Below are 19406 nucleotides of genomic sequence, written 5' to 3' on the forward strand. Positions count from 1 at the left end.
CGTCGCAGGGGAGGAGCGGCCAGGGTCACTGGGCGTTGCTCCACCCGGCTGTGCTGGAGTACGAGTCAAGCAGGTCCACCACGAAGACCAGGGTCGAGCCCGCCGGGATCAACGGCGAGGGCGACTGCTTGCCGTACCCGAGACGCGGGGGAACGATGATCTCGCGCCGACCGCCGACCTTCATCCCCCTCACCCCCCGGTCCCAGCCCTTGATGACCCTGCCACCGCCCAGGGCGAACTTGAACGGCTCGCCCCGGTCCCAGGAGGCGTCGAACTCCTTGCCGGACTCGAAGGTCACCCCGACATAGTGAACCCTGACAACCATGCCCGGCTTCGCCTCAGCCCCGTCCCCGACGACCAGGTCCCGGATGGTCAGCTCGGTGGGAGCGTCACCCTCCGGAACATCGACCTCGGGCTTCGTCAGTTCACTCATCGCAGCCTCATCACTCTCCACCGGAAGCCCTCGCACGGACCGAGCCGGATACATGGACACTCCATGCAGCAGATGATCACGCTACCGAGAATGCCGATCCCCGGAGCACATCACATCCGGCGGAGCACGGCGCTCAGCCGGCCGTCCCTCCGCCTACCCGCAATCCCTCGCCTCGTCTCTGCCACCGGGATCCGCCCTCGCGGGCCGGAACGTCCTCGTCGTCGGCGGTAGCCGGAGCGTGGGAGCCGCACTCGCCGGAGCCCTCGCCGACCAGCAGGCCACCGCGTGGACGCTGCCGGTGTGCACACTGCCGCAAGGATCGAGCCTGGGGTGCGGCACGATGGCCCGATGAACGCACAACGGGGAAGCACGGCAGAGGAATCCATCGGGGAGCTCGCCCGGCGACTCGTCGCGGCAGACACCGACGGCTGGACGCCGGAAGGTGTGAGGGCTGTGGCGGCCGAGCTGGGGTGGGCTTGGGGCGGCACGCCGGATGCTCCTGTGTTGATCACAGGTCGGTCCTCGGGCGATGCTCGCCTGCGCCCGGTCGGCGAGTACGAGAAGCGTTACGTCGACGGCGAGTCGTACGTGGAGCTCGCGGTTCCGGTGGCGGCTCCCGCGCCGGACGCCGCAGCGCAGGCGGCCGCATTCCGCGCCGCGAAGGAGGAAGTGACCGCCGCACTGGGCAAGCCGTCCATCATGGGCTCGCACGGCGACATGGGCCCCTTCTACGACAGCGAGCCGCTCTGGGGCGCACCCTTCCTGCGCTGGCGCGGCAGGCCGGACACGCTCGAACTGCGCGCCGGGAAGTCGGGGCCGGAGCTGGTTCTGCAGCCCACCGACCCGGCGGAGAACTGGTTCTGGCGTCAAGGCGTTGGCGAGGAGCACGCGATCAGCGGCTTCTTCGGCAGCAACCGTGATCAGGCCAACGCCGGCCTCGGCTTCCCGGGCGGTTGGACCGCCCGTAGCTGGGAGACCGTCACCCGGTCGCTGGGAGACTTCCTGGGAGCGCTGCCTGCCGAGACCACCGCCCTGGGGGTCCGGATCGGGATGCCGTTCTACGGGCGCAACGGCCAAAGTGCGCCCCTTCTCTTCGACGTGGCGTGCGGCGACCGGCTGTCGATCGCCTGCTTCGCTCCCGACGACGTCGATCCGGCCGCACTCGGCTGGGGCACGGTCGCCGAACACCCGCACACGGCGTCGGTCTTCGGCGACGACGATCCGGTATGGCGCGTGGACGCGGGCGGCCCCGGCGAGCCGAAGGGCCACGCACTCGCCGAGATGCTCGTGGCCACGGCCAGGGCGGTGGGCGCGAGCGATCCCACCGACTTGATCATCGGCGGCGAGGCGGAGTACGTGGACGGCTACCACGTCACCTACTACGGGGTGGGCCTGCCGACCGGCTGACCGCATCCCAACGCGTGCAACGCCGCGGCGGGCGCCTCTGCTCCTGGCGCTCGCCTGGGTCGCGGTCGGGGTGCCTGCGCTGCCCGACCGCCCAGGCGGCCGTCCCACCACCAGCCGTTCGGCCTGCGGTCCGAGTGAGTACCACGCGGCGGTGCTCCCCCTGTTCCGTGTGCGGGAGGTGTTGTCGGTGACCAGCGCGAGGCGGAGAGCAGCCTCATTCGACCTGCGCCGACGTCCTGGCGACCCGTGCAACCCCTCTACGAGGTGTACTGCCCGCCGATGCCCTGGTGGTCGGGCTGTTGAGCGATGGCCCGGCGGGCCGGGTCGGTGAACTCTCGCGCGATCGACTCCTGCAGCAGGCTGATCTCCGCTCGCACAGCGGCGTGCTGAGACGGCGGCAGGGTGTCGAGCAGGCCCTCGAGCATGGCGTGGAGCCGTCGGCAGATCTGTACGGACGACCCTCCGTACTCGCGGATCTCGCATACGGCGAGCTGAAGGAAGTTCTCCCAGTCACGCCCCGGGAGCACGAGCCGGGCGTGCTCGTGGCGATCGGCCAGCACATAACGACCGGGGAGGTGTGTGCTGCCGACCGTGTGCAGGAAGGACTCGATGTAGTTGAGCACCTGCACCGCGGTCGTGGGGTCGTTCACCGCAGGGGAGAGGGCCCTGATGGCGATGTCGACGAGGACCCTCAGGGCGAATGCGGGGTCCTGCTCGATGGTGCGCTCGGCCCCGAGGGCGACGAGACCGGTCACCCGGTCCGGGTCCGGTTTCGACGTGCCTCCGTGGACCTCGATGAGGACGGTGCCGGGCGGTACGAAGTCGCCGATCAGCCGGGTCACGACGAAGACGCAGTCGTGGCGCGCCGCCTCCGCGACCAGCCCGGCCACGTTGAACGCCTGGATGGCTCCACCGCGTCCGGAACGCACGCGCATCACCGGACCGTCGGACGAAACGGTTCCGTCTCCGCGTGGGGCCGCGGCCCGGATCGCCGCTGCCCCGCTCGTGAAGACGGCCTCTCCCATGCGGGTGACCAGCTCGGCGATGGCCACCGGTCTGAGACTGTGGGTGAACCTGTTGAGGTAGATGAGCAGGAGCACGAGGCTGACGGCCACCGCCGCGCCGGCAAGGGTGACCCCGAGGTCGGGGACGGAGTCGGTTTCGACGCTGCGCAGCAAGGAGAACGCGAACGCGAACGTCCCGGTGAAGGTCGCCAGCACCGCCTTCTGCAGCCGGTCCCGATACCACAGGCGCATATAGCGAGGGGAGAGGGTTCCTGTCGCCTGCTGTACGACGAGTACGCCGATGGTGACGACGAATCCGAGCAACGCCACCATGGCCCCCACGATGGCGGTGAGCACGCCGCTCGCCGTCGTCGCGGAGTAGTGCCAGCCGCTCGGCGGCCAGTCCGCGCTGTCGGCGGTGAGAGCGAGCTCAGCGAGAAGGATGCCGAGGACGAGACCGAACAACGGCACGATCCACAGGCTCGCCTTGACGTATTGCCGCAGCCTGAACCTGGCTGCCCAGGACGTCCGGACACCCACGTCACGCCTCCTTCACCCGGGAGCGCTGCCACCTCACGGTAGAGCCCTTCTCGGAGCGGCGCAGCGGCGAGCTCCCGTCGTCGCCCGGTGCGGCTCGCTCGTCAGGACGGGACGACACCGTCGGCTTAAGCTGGCCGAGCAGCGCCTGGACGACCTCGGGCGCTGCGTAACGGTGCCCGATCGCTGTCCACCGGGACCGAAAGGGGCTCAAGATGGACGACTACCCCCTGATCGAGAACCATGGCCTGATCGGTGATCTGCAGACCGCGGCCCTCGTGACGACCGATGCGACGATCGACTGGTTCTGCTGTCCGCGCTTCGATTCGCCGAGCGTCTTCGGTGCTCTGCTCGACCGGCGGAAGGGCGGCCACTTCACCGTCAGGCCGGCCGCGGACACCTACACCACCAAGCAGCTCTACCACCCGGACACCGCCGTTCTGGTGACGCGTTTCATGACTGAGGCCGGGGCGGGCGAGGTGGTCGACTTCATGCCCGTGACCGGCACGACGGCGACGGACCGGCACCGTCTGGTCCGCATGCTGCGCTGTGTGCGGGGCACCATGACGTTCGAAGGGGAGATCGCTCCGCGCTTCGACTACGGCCGTAAGCCGCACGAGCTGCACCTCTCGGAGCACGGTGCCTTGTTCACGTCCGAGGACATGAACCTCGCCGTCCACCCGGTCCGTGAGCCGCAGGACTCCCGGCTGCTGACCATCCTCTCGGGTGACAAGGACCTGCGCTTCAGCCTGACCCTGCAGGCGGGCCAGCAGCGTGGTCTGATCATGGAGTCGTCCCCCGGCGGGCCGCCGCACGAGGTCCGGGTGGCGGAGTTCGAGCAGCTCTTCGACGAGACGGTCCGTTTCTGGCGCTCCTGGCTGGGCCAGTCCACCTATTCGGGCCGTTGGCGGGAGGCGGTGGAGCGCTCTGCCGTGACGCTGAAGCTCATGACCTACGCGCCCACCGGCGCCCTGGTCGCCGCCCCCACGACGGCTCTGCCTGAGCAGTTGGGCGGGGAGCGTAACTGGGACTACCGATTCACCTGGATCCGTGATGCGTCGTTCTCGGTGTACGCGTTGCTGGGCCTGGGTTTCAAGGAAGAAGCGACGGCGTTCATCGGCTGGCTGCACGACCGGGTGAAGGAAGAGGCCGGCCAAGGGAACGGCACCGGGCCACTGAACATCATGTACCGGGTCGACGGCTCCTCCGACCTGGTCGAGGAGACTCTGGAACATTGGGAGGGGTACTGCGGCTCCGCCCCCGTCCGCGTCGGCAACGGAGCGGCGACGCAGCTGCAACTGGACATCTACGGTGAGGCGCTCGACAGCATCTACTTTGCGCACCGGCACGGCATGCACCTCGACAACGGGGGCTGGAAGGCGCTGCACATTCTGCTCGACTGGCTGGTCGACCACTGGGATCAGCCCGGAGAAGGGCTGTGGGAGACCCGCGGCGGCCGGAAGGACTTCACGTACGGCCGCGTGATGTCCTGGGTGGCCTTCGACCGCGCCGTGCGGATCGCCTTCGACGACGGGCGGCCGGCGGCCGGCGGCCGGTGGGTGAGCGCGCGTGACGAGATCTACGCGCAGGTGCTCAGCCGCGGATGGGACCCGCAGAAGCAGGCATTCGTGCAGCATTACGGCGACGATGTTCTCGACTCGTCGTTGCTGCGCATGCCGACGGTCGGGTTCATCACGCCGGCCGATCCGATGTGGAAGTCCACCTTGGACGCGATGGAGCGTGAGCTGGTCAGCGACAGCCTGGTCTATCGCTACAACCCCGAGGCGTCTCCCGACGGACTGCGCGGTTCCGAGGGAACCTTCTCCCTGTGCACGTTCATGTACGTCGACGCCCTGGCGCGGGCCGGACGCACCGAGATGGCCAGGCTGGTGCTGGAGAAGATGCTCTCGTACGCCAACCACCTGGGCCTGTACTCCGAGGAGATCGGCCTGACGGGGCGGCAGTTGGGCAACTTCCCACAGGCTTTCACGCACCTGGCGCTGATCGACGCGGCGATCACCCTGGACGCGAAGCTCAATGGGGCGCCCAGGGGCGGGGCGTAGCCGCGCGAGCGCCCGATGGCGAGCTTCACTCGCCGGGCGTGGGGACGGAACCGAGGAGGACCACGGTGTCGCCCTCCTGCGGGACCGTCTCCTCCCTCTCGGTGACCGGCACCAGCCGCTGGTCTGCCCGCACCACGAAGAGAGTGTCGTGAGCGGGCGGCAGCGGGGCGGAGGAGGGTTGCACCACGAACCGGGCGCCCTGCTCGTAGCGCTCCGCCAGGACGTGACGCACGAGGGAACGGCCGAAGAGGATGTCGCCGCCGGTGTAGGGAGCGACCACGCCATGGCTGTCGTGCGGAGGTCCCACCCGATAGACGGGCCCTTCGACGTTGTCCTGCATCACGACCGAGGCGAGCGCGTTGAAGTCGTCGTCGTCGGTGGCCAGGAACACGGCCGTCACTCCCTCCAGCCGCGCCCCGGGGTTGATGGCCGTGGCCAGCAGATCGCCCTTGGCCAGGTCGATCCCCGCCTCCTTGATCTGCTTCCGCTCCTCGTCGAGCCCCGCCCACATCAGCACGTCCAGGCCGGCGGTCCGCAGGGCCCTTCCAAGGTCGACCACCCACGGCTCGCCGCCCACGAGGAGAATGCGCGTGCCCGCCGGTTTGACGACTCCCAGCCGCCTGGCGACGGGCGCCGCCGTCAGCGAGTAGAGCAGGACGGTTCCCACGATCACCAGGAAGGTGACGGGAAGGATCCTCGCGGCGCCGCTCACCCCGCGCTGGACAAGGCTGGCGGAGAAGGTCGATGCCGTGGCCGCCGCGACGATGCCGCGTGGGTCCATCCATCCGATGAAGGCCCGTTCCCCTCGGGCCAGACCCGAGCGCGCCGTCGAGGCGAAGGCCACGAGCGGCCGGACCACCAGGACGAGGATCGCGATGAGGGCGAGCGAGGGAAGGAGCACCGGCACCAGGGATGCCGGGGTGACGGTGGAGGAGATGGAGACGAACAGCAGCCCGATGATCAGCTGGACCAGGGTCTCGAAGAAGGGTCGCCGAGCAGGCATGTCGAACCCGCGGATGTTGGCGACGGCCAGTCCCGTGACGATCGCGGCGATGAGCCCCGTGTCGTCCCGCACGATGTCGCAGCCCGCCGACACGGCGATCACGGTGGCGAGTTGAGCCAGCGTGCCGAGGGTCTCGCCGAGCCGAAGGGTCCGCAGCGTGAACCACAGCAGCGCGGTTCCCACCGCCCCGCCGACCAGCCCGACGGCCAGGCTGATCGCGAACTGGCCCAGCTGGTAGCCCCGGCCGATGTCGACCCGGTGCGTCGTGGCGATGGCGTGGAAGGTGAGCGCGCCGAGGATGCCGCCGATCGGGTCGGTCAGCGTCCCCTCCCAGATCAGGATGCGTCGCACCTTGTCGGTCGGCCGTACGAAGTCGAGCAGCGGACCCACGACGGTGGGACCCGAGACGACGAGGATCACGCCGAGCATCGCGGCCACGCGCAGCGGCATGTCGAACATCGCCGGCGCCACCGACAAGACGACCAGCGACGTGAGCAGGACCCCGTACACCAGGAGTCGTCCCACGATCCCCCGGGGGTGGCCGGTGAGCTTGCGCAGGTCGAGCCCCAGCCCGGCGTCGTAGAGGATCACCGAGACGGACAGCGACACCAGGGCGGAGAACGTCGACCCCATCAACCTGTCCGGATGAATGACATCCGTGATCGCGCCGGCGGCGAAGCCGACCGGCAGCAGGATGATCAGGGCCGGGACGCGCAGCTTGCTCGCCAGGATCTGCGATCCGGTGGCGAGCACCACCGTCAGGGCGAGTCCGAGAAGGATCTCGTCGTCGGTCACAGCGGCTTCCTTCGTCGGAGTCCGGGTGCGAGGGGGATGTCCAGCGTGGGTCCGGGCGCTCAGCCGCCGGGTGCCACACCGTCGCCGTCGGCACCGCTTCCTCTTCGCAGCTCGGCGTCGGTGAGCTCGTCCAGTTCACCGTGCGTGTCCAGCCAGTAGAGGAGGACGACGGCCGGCATGACGAGGACCAGGGCCACCAGCGTGACGATCGCCAGCCACGTCAGCGTCGCGGGTGCGCCCGCGCCGTCGGCCACGGTCAGCGAGGTGGGAACGAGGTAGGGGCGCTGGGCCATCCCCCAGGCGATGACGGCGGACGCGACGACGCCGACGGCCGTGACGCGGACCCAGGCGCCCGGCGTCCGCAGGAGCAGCCAGGCGGTGGCGAGCGTGGCCACCCCGGCCACGACGACGAAGAGCAGCCCCAGGCCGTGGGTGAGTCCGTGCCACACGTGAGGGGAGTCCTCATGGGTGACGAACCCGGTGATCACCGCCAGTACAGCCAGCACGGCGAGACTGCACAGCGCCCGCCGCCTGAAGTAGCCGACCAGATCGGGCGCTTCGAACCGGCGGGCGTCCCCCGTGAGGAACACCGCGCCGAGGAGAGCCGTGGTCGCGATGGCGACCAGACCGAACATCAGCGAGGTGGGATTCGCCCAGGCATCCGCCGAGGCTTCGGTACCGGGCGCCACCCGTCCCGAGGCGACGCCGCCGACGGCGGCACCGAGGAAGAACGGCGTGACGACCGAGGCCACGGCGAACATGGCGCCGTACAGCCGTCGGCCGACGAGCCGCCGGGAGGGCTTGCGGAACGCGAAGCCGGCGCCGCGCAGCACCAGGCCCATGGCGGCCAGTGCCAGCGGAAGCCACATCGCGGAGAACACGGTCTGGAACAGTGTCGGGAAGCCGGTCCACATGATGACGAGAACGAAGATCAGCCATACGTTGTTGACCTCCCACACGGGAGCCATGGCATGGTCGATGAGCCACCGAGGGCGTTTGCCGCGCTCCGCTCCGCCGGCGGTCAGATCCCAGAAGCCGGCCCCGTAGTCCGTGCCGCCCGCGGAGGCGTACGCGGCCACGGCGAGCAGCAGGACCACGGCGATGAGGTCGGCGGTCATGGCCGGCCCCCCTCCTCGGGTCGGCCGGCGCCACCGCCGGCGGCGGTGGTGTCAGCCGCGGCGAGAGGCGCCCGTGGCCCGTAGGGGGTGTCCGCCTCCGGCACGTGGGCCGGTTCCCCCGCCGCCTGCTGCTCGTCGGCGAGCCGCCAGCGCGTGCGCATCTTGAGCAGGATGACGAGGAACGAGCCGAAGAGGAACACGTACACGACCATCACCACGCCGAGCATGATCCAGAGACTGGTGGAGCGGGTCGAGGTCACGGCCTCCGCGACCCGCATGTTCTGGTAGACGATCCAGGGCTGGCGTCCCACCTCGGTGGCGATCCAGCCGCACTCGACGGCCACGACGGAGGCGACGCCCGCACAGGCAGCCGGGCCGTAGAACCACTTCGAGGCGGGAAGCCGACGGTGCCGCAGCCAGACCAGGCCGTACCACAGGGCGAGCAGCACCAGGGCGGACCCGATCAGGACCATGATGTCGAAGGCCCAGTGGGCGATGGTCGCCTGAGTGGCCGTCGGCCGTTGGTCCGCCGGGACGGAGGTCAGTCCCACCACCTGGGTGTCCGCGCTGAATCCGGCCAGGAACGAGTCGAGCAACGGGATCTTGATACCGCCCTTGACGCTCCCGTCCTCCTGTAGGCGCCCGAAGATGTACTCCGGTACACGGGTGTCGGTCTTCCAGACGATCTCCATCGCGGCGAATTTCACCGGCTGCTTGTGGAACACCGACCGGGCGATGGCGTCGCCCACGACGAACTGCACCGGAGCGGCCACCGCGGCGATGGTGAACGGAACGGCGAAACCGAGCCGGTGGTAGTGGTCCCGGCGGCCGCGCAGCCAGCCCACGGCGTAGACACCGGCCACCATGAAGCCCGCGGTGATGATCATCGCCACGACGAAGTGCCAGTACTGCGGCCCGAACATCGGCGTGAAGATCGCCTTCCATACGTTCACGTCGACCGGGTTGCCCTCGGAGTCGAGGGAGAAGCCCTGCGGCGTGTTCATCCAGGAGTTGGCGGCCAGGATGCCGAACGCTCCGAGCAGCGCGGCGGCCGGGAGAGGCAGCGCGAGCAGGAAGTGCGTACGGGGCTTCAGCCGGCGCCACCCGTACAGATAGATGGCGATGAGCACCGCCTCCAGGAAGAACGCCCAGGCCTCGACGCCGAATCCGATGCCGAAGACATCACCCCACCTGCCCATCAGGCCGGGCCAGAGCAGGCCGAACTCGAAGGAGAGCACGGTGCCGGTGACGATGCCGAGCGCGAACTGCACCGCCATGACGGCCGACCAGCGCCGCGCCAGGAGCAGCGCCGTGGCGTCCTTGCGGCGCAGCCCGCGGTAGTGCATGACCAGGGTGATGAAGGGGAAGGCCACGCCCAGGGGCACCAGGATGATGTGGGACGCCAGAGTGAAGGCCATGAGTTCCCGGGCCGGCAGAAGTTGGGCCGGGGCATCCGCCAGCAGGTGAAACGAGGTGGGCATACACGCCTTCGCTGTTCGTGACGTCCGGAAGTGGGTCAGCCGCCTGTGGCGAAACCAGGGAAGAGGGTCATCCCGCCGTCGACGTAGAGGGTGGTCCCCACCACGTAGTCCATGAGGTCGGAGGCCAGTGCGACCACGGCGCGGGCGATGTCCTCGGGGTCGCCGATCCGGTCGTACGGGATCAGCCTCAGGAGGTCCTCCCGGGCCTCGGCCGTCTCCCAGGCAGCGCGGTTGATCGGCGTCTTGATCGCCCCCGGGGCGACCGCGTTCACCCGGATCTTCTCCGGTGCGAGCTCCTGGGCCAGGGTCTGCATCATCATCTGCACACCGCCCTTGGAGGACGCGTAGTTGACGTGGCCCGACCACGGGATGATCTGGTGCACCGAACTCATGCAGATGATCTTCCCGGCGGCGCGGGACACCTCGGGGACCACGCCGCGGCGCCGGAATTCCTTGGCCGCCTCCCGGGCGCACAGGAACTGACCGGTGAGGTTGACGTCGATGACCTTCTGCCACTGGGCGAGCGTCATGTCGGTGAACCGGGCGTCCCGCTGCAGCCCTGCGTTGGCGACGAGGACGTCGATGGTCCCGAACTCCTCGACCATCCGGTCCATCATGGCCGTGACCTGGTCTTCCTGGGACACGTCCGCCTCGTACGCGGCCGCGCGCACCCCGAACGAAGCGATCTCCTCGACCACTTCCTCCGCGGCCTCACGGCCCGCCACGTAGTTCACGACCACGTCGGCGCCGGCCCGGCCCAGGCCGATGGCCGTGGCCTTGCCGATGCCCGAATTGGCTCCGGTGACCATCGCCTTCTGGCCCTGCAGCAGACGTGTGGGGATCACACCCTGCGGTGCCTCCACGGTGGAACCCATGATGCCCTGCCTCCTCGTCGCCGGCGGCTGCGCTCCGCCCGGCTGCAGCCGGCCAGGCAGTTCAGGTCACGCAATCACCGGCAGCGGCGGTCGGTATGCAGGGAGAGCCGCTGTTGGGCCGTTGGGCCGAGCATCTTCCTTCGATCGGACCAGCGGCGCCTGGCGTCAGCGCAGTCGGGCCAAGAGGTGGTCGCCGACCCGCAGCGCATTGGCGATGGCCGTCAAGGACGGGTTGACCGCGCCGATGCTCGGGAAGAAGCTCGTGTCGACGACGTACAGGTTGTCGAGGTCGTGGGCCTTGCAGTTGACGTCCAGCGCGGCGGCGGCGGGGTCGGCGCCGAAGCGTACGGTGCCCGCCTGGTGAGCCGTCGCACCGATCGGCATGCCCTTGTGCAGGTAGATGCTGCGGGACAGCAGGTGCTGCTCGTGCATGCCCAAATGGCCGAGCATTCCCTGCAGCTTGTGCCTCAACCGCTTCAGACCTTCGACGTTGCTCTTCTCGTCGAGAGCGAGATGGATGCGGCCGTCGCTGTCGAGGGTGACCCGGTTGTCGGCCAGGGGCAGGTCCTCACCGCACAGCCAGAAGTCGACGGCATGGTGCGCCAGCACCTCGAACGGCATGTCCGGCGTGACCGCACCGGCCCACCGAGGGGCCTCGCCGTGGATCTGCTCGGCGTCCGACTTGCCCAGCATCTGGATGCCGCCCAGCGGGTAGTCCCAGTCGTCCGCGCCGAGGTACCAGTCGTGCAGGGCCAGGGTCTTCTGGAACTGGGTGTCGTTGGGCTCCTTCGACACGGCCATCAGGGCCAGGTTGTTGTGCCGCATGTAGAAGCGGCCGACGACGTCGGAGCTGTTCGCCAACCCGTTGGGATGGTGCTCGTTCGCCGAGGCCAGCAGCAGCGCCGCGGAGTTGACCGCCCCGCAGGAGACGACCACCACATCCGCGGTGAACCGGACCTCCGAGCCGTCGGGCAGCCGGCCGACGACCGCACTGACGCTGCGTCCCCTCGCATCGGTCTCCAGGCGGACCACATGCGTGTTCGTGACCATCGCGACGTTGGGGTGTCCCAGGGCCGGCTCGACGCAGATCACCTCGGCGTCGGACTTGCCGCGCACCAGACACGGAAAGCCGTCCACCCGGTTGCATCGGATGCAGACACTGGAGTGGGTGGCCCGCCCCCCGTTCTCCTGGCTGAGATTGACACCGATCGGCAGGTGAAAGGGGTGCAGACCACGCTTCTCGAGGTCGTCGCTCAACTGCTGGATGCGGGGCTCGTGCTCCACGGGCGGATGTGCGTACTGGGCGCTCGCCGCGCCCTCGGTCGGATCCTCGCCGTGCCGTCCGTGCACGAGGTAGAGGTGCTCGGCCTGCGTGTAGTACGGCTCCAGATCCTCGTACCGGATCGGCCAGGCGGGGGAGAGGCCGCCGTGGTGACGGAGCTCGCCGAAGTCCTCGGGCCGCAGTCGGAAGAGGGCGGCGCCGTAGAACTTGGTGTTGCCCCCCACGTAGTAGTTGACCTCGGGAGGGAACTCGTTCCCGTGCTGGTCGATCCAGAACTCCGGCGCCCGGTACTTGCCCTTGACGAACACCGCCGTCGAGTCCCAGTTGTCCCGCTCGCGGGGCAGGTAGTCGCCGCGTTCGACGAGGAGTACGCGTTTGCCGGACGGGGCGAGCCGATGGGCGAGGGTGCCGCCGCCGGCGCCGGTACCGATGATGATGACGTCGTAATGAGGGGCGTCGCCCACGACGACCACCGTCCTTGTGATCATGGCCCTGACCTGGCGTCGGGCCCTGTCTCCCCGCTGTGCGGGCCGAGCGTCCCACCCGTTCGAACGTATCCGCCCTCCCCTGGGACGGCGACCGGAGGGGCGGTCGCCGACCGGCCCCGTCGGTCACAGCACCGCGATCGGGTTCACCGGCGAGCCAGTGGCTCCGGGCAGCCGCAGTGGGGCGACCGCACACAGGAAACTCCATCGCCCCGCCTGTGCGCAGACGGGGACCAGGTCCTCGAACTGCAGGTAGTCCATCAGAGGGATGCCCATGGCATGGATGGCCAGGACGTGCACGGGGAAGGCGATGCCCTGCACCGCGCTGGGCGCGGTGTCGTTGTTGCCGTCTCCGCCCAGGACGGCGACCTTCCGCTCGGCCAGGAACTCCACGGCGGTCGGGTGGAGGCCGGTCCGAGCCGTCGCCGCGTTCCACGGTCCGAGCTCCGTGCGACGGAGGCGATGTCCCACCCGGACGAACAGCAGGTCTCCAGGGCCGACCCGGACCCCTTGCGCGGCCTCGGCGGCCGTCAGGTCGTCCGACGTCACGTGGTCCCCCGGTTCCAGCCAGGGCACGCCACGCAGCCGCGGGATGTCAAGCAGCACGCCACGACCGACGATGCCGTCCGCGACGAGGTCCACGGAGAGCGCACGGGCCCCCTCGGGCGTCACGCTGCTCGCGGGCGCTCCGCCGTACAGCTCCCCGTCGAGCACCACGTGGCAGAGCGCGTCGAGATGGCTGTCCGCGTCCCCGTGCACGTTCATGGCGAACCGATCGGTGGCGAAGTGCAGCCCGTCCGCGCCGAGGTCCTCCGGAGCAGGCCCGGTCATCCGGTGCACCGCGGGCTCGGGATCGTCGGGGCCCGGCACGGTCTCGATCGGAGCGGCCAGCGACACCGTACGTCCGAGGCGCACTTCCGAGGCCGCCGCCACCACACGCTCGGGCGTCACATGGCAGAGTGCGCCACGTCGACCGTCCACCGTCGACCGTGCGGACTCGCGCCGCAGTCGCTCGTAGAGCGTCCGGAAGTCGTGCGCGCTCATACCGGGCGCGACCGAGGGCGGTGTGGGCGGGATCATTGCGGTCCCCATGGGCTGAGGCCCCACCGGAGCACGTGCGTGGCGCCCGCTTCCAGGACGGTGAGATCCGTACCGCTCCGAAAGGCGTCCGGCGGACAGGACATGGCCTCCACGGCGACACCGCGGCGCCGCCGTTCGGGTTCCGCCAGTGTGTCGCCCGTGTACACCTGTACGTACCGCGTGCCTTCGCCGAGCCACAGATCGACACCCCGCAGCCCCGAGGGATGCGCCAGCCGCACGACGGCCCGGCCGTCGGGGGCGCGGTCGAGTCCGGTGAAGGCGGTGTCCAGTCGCTGATCGCCGATGGGGCGGGCGGTGCGAAAGTCGTACGCGGTGCCTTCGACGGGCTCCCGGCCGATCGGCAGGCCCTGGTCGTCGGTTCGCAGCCGGTACCGGGCGGGAACGGTCAGGAGCGCGGTGTCGACGAGGTCGGTACCGACCGTCAGATACGGGTGCTGCCCCACCCCGTAAGGCGCCGGCACGCTATCGGAGTTGGTGGCGAAGACGGCGGTCTCGAGCCCGTCGGGCCCCAGCCGGTACTCTGCGCAGACCTCGACGAGGAAGGGATATCCGGGCTGAGGGCAGAGCGTCGTGCCGACACGCACCGCCTCGTCGGTGCGGGCGAGCAGCTTCCACAAGGTCCAGCGAAGAAGTCCATGGATCGCGTTGTTCTTCTCCGGTTCCGTCACAGGGAGTTGATGATCCTCGCCGCCGAAGCGGTAGCGTCCGCCGCCCACGCGGTTGGGCCAGGGGGCGAGCAGTTGCCCCCGACCGCCCGTGATGGCGGAACCGGCGGAGAACCCGTCGAGCAGAGGTCGGCCGTTCACGGTGTAGTCGCGCAGAGCGCCGCCCAACTCGACGACGACGGCACTCTGGCCGCCACGGGTCAATCGCCACTGCGCACCTGTGGGGCTGGGGGACATGGAAGCCTCCTCCTCACTCACGACGGCTTGCTCCGCGACGGGCCCGGGCGGCAGACGCCCCGCGGCGGATTCCCGGCGCATCAGCGAGATCGCCCCTGCGACCACGGCCTCCGGAGGCTGGTCGATCTCCACCACCAACGGGTGCTCGCCAGGCTCCGGCTCCTCCAGGTCCGCGAACTGGCTGTCCAGCAGGTCCGCCGGGAAGAAGTGGTCGTGCCGGGCGGCCAGCCGCGAGCGAATCAGCGCGCGTGATCCGTGCAGGTACACCAGACAGACTCCGGGGCGTCCCGCCAGCAGCCTGTCGCGGTAGCGACGCTTGAGCGCGGAACAGGTCACGACGGCCGGACGACGGCCCGCGATCTCATGGTCCATCCACTCCCCGATGGCGTCGAGCCAAGGCCGCCGGTCGCTGTCCGTGAGAGCGTGACCGGCGGCCATCTTGGCGCGGTTCGCCTCGGAATGGAACTCGTCCGCGTCCCGGTACGGCCGGCCGAGCCGCTCGGCGAGGAGACGCCCCACCGTCGTTTTGCCCGACCCGGCGACGCCGACGACGAGCACCAGGTCCGGCAGTTGTCCTGTGGCTGTCTCGCGTGCCGCGGCCGCGGCGGTCCCGGACGTCAGTCCCTCGGCGGCCGGGGGGCGACGCACGGCGCCCGGACGACGATCCTGGCCCAGCCGGCGCCCGGCCGGCCTCTGCCGTGCGCTGTCACTCCCCAGCCTGGTTCGCTCACGTGTGTTGTCATGACAGGTGGTTCCTCCCTGCCGTCGGGCGCGTTTCGGTACGGCGAGTCGGCTACCTCAAATCTGACCCCTCGCGAGCCCCGGCGCATGTCGACGGTGCCACCGGCCTGCTGGTGGTACAAGCTCAGAACCGGCACCCACCTGCCGAAACGGCGGTCATGAAGGTGGTCGGCCGGGTGGTGGACGACGTGAAGGGTCCGTCCCGCATGTCTGTCGGCCAGCCTGGTCATCGCGGGCCGGGCGAACGGCTTCAACTCCAAGGAGCGGGCGTCAGTGGTGCGGGCAGCCGATCGGACACTGTCGTGCTCGCCTCCACGGACACCCCCGGAAGGGACCATCTAGGATGTCGGCCGCGCGTCGATGTCACCTGAGGTTGACGTCACACGCGGTTGGCAGTTCCTACGGGGGAGAACATCGGTGTTCGGAATCATCAGGCCATGCCGTCATCGCCTGGGCGAGGGCTTGCGTACTGAGTGGATGGCGCATCTGTGTGGGCTGTGCCTGTCTTTGCGCAGCGAGTACGGGCAGTTCGCGAGGGTGGCGACCAACTACGACGGCCTGATCGTCTCGGTGCTGACCGAAGCGCAGTCGGAGCGTACCGGGGACTGGCGGCGGGGTGCCGGTCCGTGCCCGCTGCGCGGGATGCGGTCGGCGGACGTGGCGCACGGTGAGGGTGCGCGGCTCGCGGCGACGGTGTCGCTGGTGCTGGCCGCGGCGAAGATACGTGACCATGTGGCCGACGGGGACGGCCTGGTGGGGCGCCGCCCGGTGGCGCTGGCGGCCCGCCGGATCGCCCACGGCTGGGACCGTGCGGGCGCCGCAGGCGGCGAACGACTCGGCTTCGACACCGCCGTGCTGATCGGGGCGGTCGAGCGCCAGCCGGAGGTCGAGCGGTCGACCGGCCCCGGTGGCTCGCTGCTGACGGTCACGGAGCCCACGGAGACGGCGACCGCAGCCGCCTTCGCGTACACCGCGGTGCTCACGGATCGCCCGGGCAACGCCGAACCGCTGGCGGAAGCCGGCCGTCTGTTCGGTCGACTGGCGCATCTGCTGGACGCGGTGGAGGACCTGGCCGCGGACGAGGCGTCAGGCGCGTGGAACCCGATCGCCGTGACCGGCGCGGACCTCGCCGAGGTGCGCCGACTCTGCGACGACGCTGTCCATGGAGTCCGGCTCGCCCTGTCCGACGCCGTGTTCGTCGACGGACAGCTGGTACGGGCGCTTCTGGGCGGCGAGTTGGAGCGTGCCGTCGATCGCGTCTTCGACCCTCGGCATCGCCACCATCAGCACCGCCCCCAGGCGCGGGGCCTGCGCATGCTGCCCTGGCTGGGACGCCGTACGGCGACGGAAGCGCCCTCGGGGACCGGTACGGGCACGGCCTGCGGCGTCGGGGCGCTTGCGGGCGCGGCCCCCGAGGGCGGGTCGATGGCGTCGGGCCGGCCGCCGGAGGGGCAGTGTCAGCGGTGTCGCGAGTGGCGCCAGTTGTGCGCCGATTGCAGGTTGTGCTTCAGCTGCTGCCGCTGCAGCGTCGATGACGGAGAACCCTGGCAGTTCGGCGACGGCAACCGCAACGGCGGTTCGAGTCGGGATGGTTCCGGCCGGGACGGTTCCGGCGGTGACGGCTGGTTCGGCGGCCAGGGCGGCGGCAACTCGGGCGGCTCCTACGGCGGTTCGGGCGGTCACGGGTCCAACGGCTCTGGTGGTTCCGGCGGTGGCTCGGGTGACGGCTGCGGCGGTGGCGGAGGCTGCTGCAACCCGTGCAAGTGCTGCTGCGACTGCTGCGACTGAACGACGGATGGAGCCGGGTGGGCGGCCCCAGCGGGGACGTGCTGGGGCCGCCCACGTTGCCTCGTTGTCGCGAGCCGGCCCAGCCCCTTGCTTCGTCGCGAACCTGACCAAGCACTGCTAGGCGCCCCGCGCCGGCGCCGTGGAGGCGCGGATCACCAGTTCTGGGTCGAAGAGGAGTTCCCCGGTCGGCACCTCGCGGTTGCTGACCAGGGCGAGGACACTGCGGCCCACCTCCAGGGCGAGCCGGTCGGCGGGCTGGCGAACGGTGGTGAGCGCGGGCTCGGTGAACTCGGTGACGGTCGAGCCGTCGTAACCGACGACCGAGACGTCCTTTGGGACGGCGAGGCCCTGCCGCCGGATGCCCCGAATGGCGCCGAGGGCCATGTAGTCGCTGGCGGCGACGATGGCGGTGGCGCCCTGTGCCACGAGGGTGGCTGCGGCGGCCTGTCCGCCCTCCACGGTGTAGGACTGGCGGACGACCCACCGCTCGGCGTCCTCGGTGCCGCGCCGGGTCATCGCCTCGACGAAGCCGCGCACCCGCCGGTCGGCGGGCCGGTTCCCGGCGGGTCCCGACGCCATGCCGATGCGGCGGTGCCCGAGCCGGTGGAGGTGATCGACGGCCAGCTCGGCGGCGAGGGCGTCGTCGGTGGAGTAGACGGGAACGGGCACGCCATCGGCGAACTCGCCGTTGATGCCGACGTAGGGGACACGGCGCTGGCGCAGCAGCTCGTAGCTCTCGGTGTCGGCGCCCTCGACCGTGTTGGAGGCGGAGAGGAAGACCACCGCGGCGACGCCCTTGTCGACGAGCGCGGTGAGGAAGTCCAGCTCTTGGACGCCGCCGGGGAAGACGGGGCACAGGACGGTCTTGAGTCCGTGCGGGGCGAGCGCGGACTCGATCCGCTCGGCGACGTCGGCGAAGAACGGGTTCGAGACGAACTCGGTGACGACCGCCACCAGTTGCCCCTGGGTGGGCCGCTCGTAGCCGAGTTCGGCCATGGCCCGCTCGACCGCCTCCCGGGTCTTGCGGGACACCCCCTGGCGCCGGTTGATCACCCGGCTGACGGTGGCCTCACTGACCTGTGCGCGGGCTGCGACGTCGGTGATGCCGACCTTCATCGCGGTCCTTCCGTGAGTGTGAGCGACACCAGGCCGCCGCGCGGGACGGCCAGGGGCCGTGGTCCGTCCGGCAGGAGCGTCAGCGGATCATCCATCATACGGCCGTCGGGGCCGTGGACCAGGGCCGCCACCGGCCCGCCGCCGCCGGTGATCTCGACCATCACCCGGTCCCGGCCGGAACCGTTCACCACGTGGAAGGTGCGGTACGCGGCGGTGTCGAGCGTCGCGACCAGGTCGCCGTGCACGCTGATCAGGCACTCGTTGCCGCGGCTGGCGGTCACCAGCGGGTACAGCTCGTCGGGCCGCCCCGGCTCGGTCTCGCCGTCGAGGATCAGCTCGCGGTGCCGGTGCCACCATCCGAGCCAGAACCGCACGGTCTCGCGGTGCTCCTCGGGCACCTCGTCAAGGCGTACGGAGATCTGCGGCACGGAGTGCAGGGCGCCGATCAACTGCCGGGCGACGGCCTCCGTCCCGGCCTCGCGCGACCACATGAGCATGTCGGAGTGGACGGCGCCGCCGACCGCGAGGAGAGCGGTGTCGAGGGTGCGCACCCGGTTGGCGGTGGCGTCCGCCGGGCAGTCGAAGGAGCGCAGCATGTTCCCGTACGGGGCCATGCCGGGGCCCGCGTACGGCTGGCGCAGTTCCAGCAGGATGCCGGGCCGGACGGCCTCCAGCTCCTGCCGCAGCTCGTCGAGGAGCAGGGTCATGGCGTGGCCGACGTCGGCGCCGCCGTCACCCGCGTAGACGGCGGCCTCGTCGAGGAAGTCGAGCTTCAGCCCGTCGAGTCCGTGTCCGCGGACGAGGGAGACGCACAGGTCGACGACGTGCCGGCGCACCTCGGGGCGGCGCGGATCGAGGACGTGGGCGCCGGGCACGGTGGCCGGGCGGGGGGCCGCGGCGGCCCACCGGTCGTGGCAGTCGGCCTCCGGGCCGAGGAGCAGCGGCGCGACCCAGAGGAGGTGGCGCAGGCCGAGGGCGCGGACGGTGACCACGTGTGCGGCGAGGTCGGGGAACTTGGCGAGGTCGGGCCGCCAGTCGCCGACGCCCGCGTAGCCGCGGCCGTTGCCGTAGGCCTGCCAGCCGTCGTCGAGGATCAGTGCCCCGCAACCCAGGGCGGCGGCGAGCGCGGCCTGGGTCTCGACAGCGGCGGCGGTGACGTTCTGGTTGAAGGCGTACCAGGTGGAGTAGACGGGGACGCGGGCCGCGTCCGGGACGTGCATGGGCGGGCGGGCGGCGGCGAAGTGCGCGCGGAGCCGGCGCAGGGCGGCGGCGACG

Annotated in this window: 14 protein-coding genes; 3 read left to right on the plus strand and 11 right to left on the minus strand. The window is 70.4% G+C overall.

All coding sequences use genetic code 11. The features are described from left to right. Nucleotides 1-25: 25 nt before the first annotated feature. Nucleotides 26-433, minus strand: coding sequence for an FKBP-type peptidyl-prolyl cis-trans isomerase (locus VIU94_RS41475; RefSeq protein ID WP_331920316.1), 408 nt, complete (start codon nucleotides 431-433; stop codon nucleotides 26-28). Between the two features lie 348 nt (nucleotides 434-781). Between VIU94_RS41475 and VIU94_RS41480 the strand changes: the two genes are divergently transcribed. Continuing rightward, a complete protein-coding gene (locus VIU94_RS41480; protein WP_331920318.1) occupies nucleotides 782-1840 on the plus strand; it encodes a hypothetical protein in 1059 nt (352 codons plus the stop codon). A gap of 257 nt (nucleotides 1841-2097) precedes the next feature. Here VIU94_RS41480 and VIU94_RS41485 read toward each other — a convergent pair whose 3' ends face one another. Continuing rightward, nucleotides 2098-3384 carry a DUF2254 domain-containing protein gene (locus VIU94_RS41485; RefSeq protein WP_331920320.1) on the minus strand — a complete coding sequence of 429 codons (1287 nt, stop codon included), beginning with the start codon at nucleotides 3382-3384 and terminating at the stop codon, nucleotides 2098-2100. A 212-nt stretch (nucleotides 3385-3596) separates the two neighbouring features. On the opposite strand from VIU94_RS41485, the gene VIU94_RS41490 reads away from it, so the two are divergent. Further along, nucleotides 3597-5444, plus strand: a complete 1848-nt coding sequence (locus VIU94_RS41490) for a glycoside hydrolase family 15 protein (RefSeq protein ID WP_331920322.1) — start codon at nucleotides 3597-3599, stop codon at nucleotides 5442-5444. 25 nt (nucleotides 5445-5469) lie between these two features. Here the strand turns inward: VIU94_RS41490 and VIU94_RS41495 are convergent, their stop codons facing one another. The 7 genes from VIU94_RS41495 to VIU94_RS41525 all read right to left on the minus strand — a co-directional run bounded on the left by VIU94_RS41495 (nucleotide 5470) and on the right by VIU94_RS41525 (nucleotide 15134). Further along, nucleotides 5470-7242, minus strand: coding sequence for a cation:proton antiporter (locus tag VIU94_RS41495; protein ID WP_331920324.1), 1773 nt, complete (start codon nucleotides 7240-7242; stop codon nucleotides 5470-5472). 59 nt (nucleotides 7243-7301) lie between these two features. Further along, nucleotides 7302-8360, minus strand: a complete 1059-nt coding sequence (locus VIU94_RS41500; RefSeq protein WP_331920326.1) for a cytochrome d ubiquinol oxidase subunit II — start codon at nucleotides 8358-8360, stop codon at nucleotides 7302-7304. After that, on the minus strand, nucleotides 8357-9841 hold the full coding sequence (locus VIU94_RS41505) for a cytochrome ubiquinol oxidase subunit I (RefSeq protein ID WP_331920328.1): 1485 nt from the start codon (nucleotides 9839-9841) through the stop codon (nucleotides 8357-8359). The genes VIU94_RS41500 and VIU94_RS41505 overlap by 4 nt, the downstream gene beginning before the upstream one ends. A gap of 35 nt (nucleotides 9842-9876) precedes the next feature. Beyond that, nucleotides 9877-10716 (minus strand): SDR family oxidoreductase, encoded by an 840-nt coding sequence (locus VIU94_RS41510; RefSeq protein ID WP_331920330.1) that lies wholly within the window; start codon nucleotides 10714-10716, stop codon nucleotides 9877-9879. Between the two features lie 165 nt (nucleotides 10717-10881). Continuing rightward, nucleotides 10882-12486, minus strand: a complete 1605-nt coding sequence (locus tag VIU94_RS41515; RefSeq protein WP_331920332.1) for a GMC oxidoreductase — start codon at nucleotides 12484-12486, stop codon at nucleotides 10882-10884. A gap of 123 nt (nucleotides 12487-12609) precedes the next feature. Further along, nucleotides 12610-13527 carry a cyclase family protein gene (locus tag VIU94_RS41520; RefSeq protein ID WP_331920342.1) on the minus strand — a complete coding sequence of 306 codons (918 nt, stop codon included), beginning with the start codon at nucleotides 13525-13527 and terminating at the stop codon, nucleotides 12610-12612. Nucleotides 13528-13559: 32 nt separating this feature from the next. Continuing rightward, complete coding sequence (locus VIU94_RS41525) at nucleotides 13560-15134, minus strand: gluconokinase, GntK/IdnK-type (protein WP_331920334.1); 1575 nt, start codon at nucleotides 15132-15134, stop codon at nucleotides 13560-13562. A gap of 570 nt (nucleotides 15135-15704) precedes the next feature. On the opposite strand from VIU94_RS41525, the gene VIU94_RS41530 reads away from it, so the two are divergent. Next, nucleotides 15705-17015, plus strand: coding sequence for a DUF5685 family protein (locus VIU94_RS41530; RefSeq protein ID WP_414721103.1), 1311 nt, complete (start codon nucleotides 15705-15707; stop codon nucleotides 17013-17015). A gap of 117 nt (nucleotides 17016-17132) precedes the next feature. Here the strand turns inward: VIU94_RS41530 and VIU94_RS41535 are convergent, their stop codons facing one another. Together VIU94_RS41535 and VIU94_RS41540 are read right to left on the minus strand one after the other, a co-directional pair. Then, nucleotides 17133-18131 (minus strand): LacI family DNA-binding transcriptional regulator, encoded by a 999-nt coding sequence (locus tag VIU94_RS41535; RefSeq protein WP_331920338.1) that lies wholly within the window; start codon nucleotides 18129-18131, stop codon nucleotides 17133-17135. Further along, the coding region (locus VIU94_RS41540; RefSeq protein WP_331920340.1) for a glycoside hydrolase family 36 protein at nucleotides 18128-19406 on the minus strand (1279 nt) is incomplete at its 5' end. The genes VIU94_RS41535 and VIU94_RS41540, both read right to left, overlap by 4 nt.

This window comes from Streptomyces sp., assembly GCF_036566765.1.
Taxonomy (GTDB): domain Bacteria; phylum Actinomycetota; class Actinomycetes; order Streptomycetales; family Streptomycetaceae; genus Streptomyces.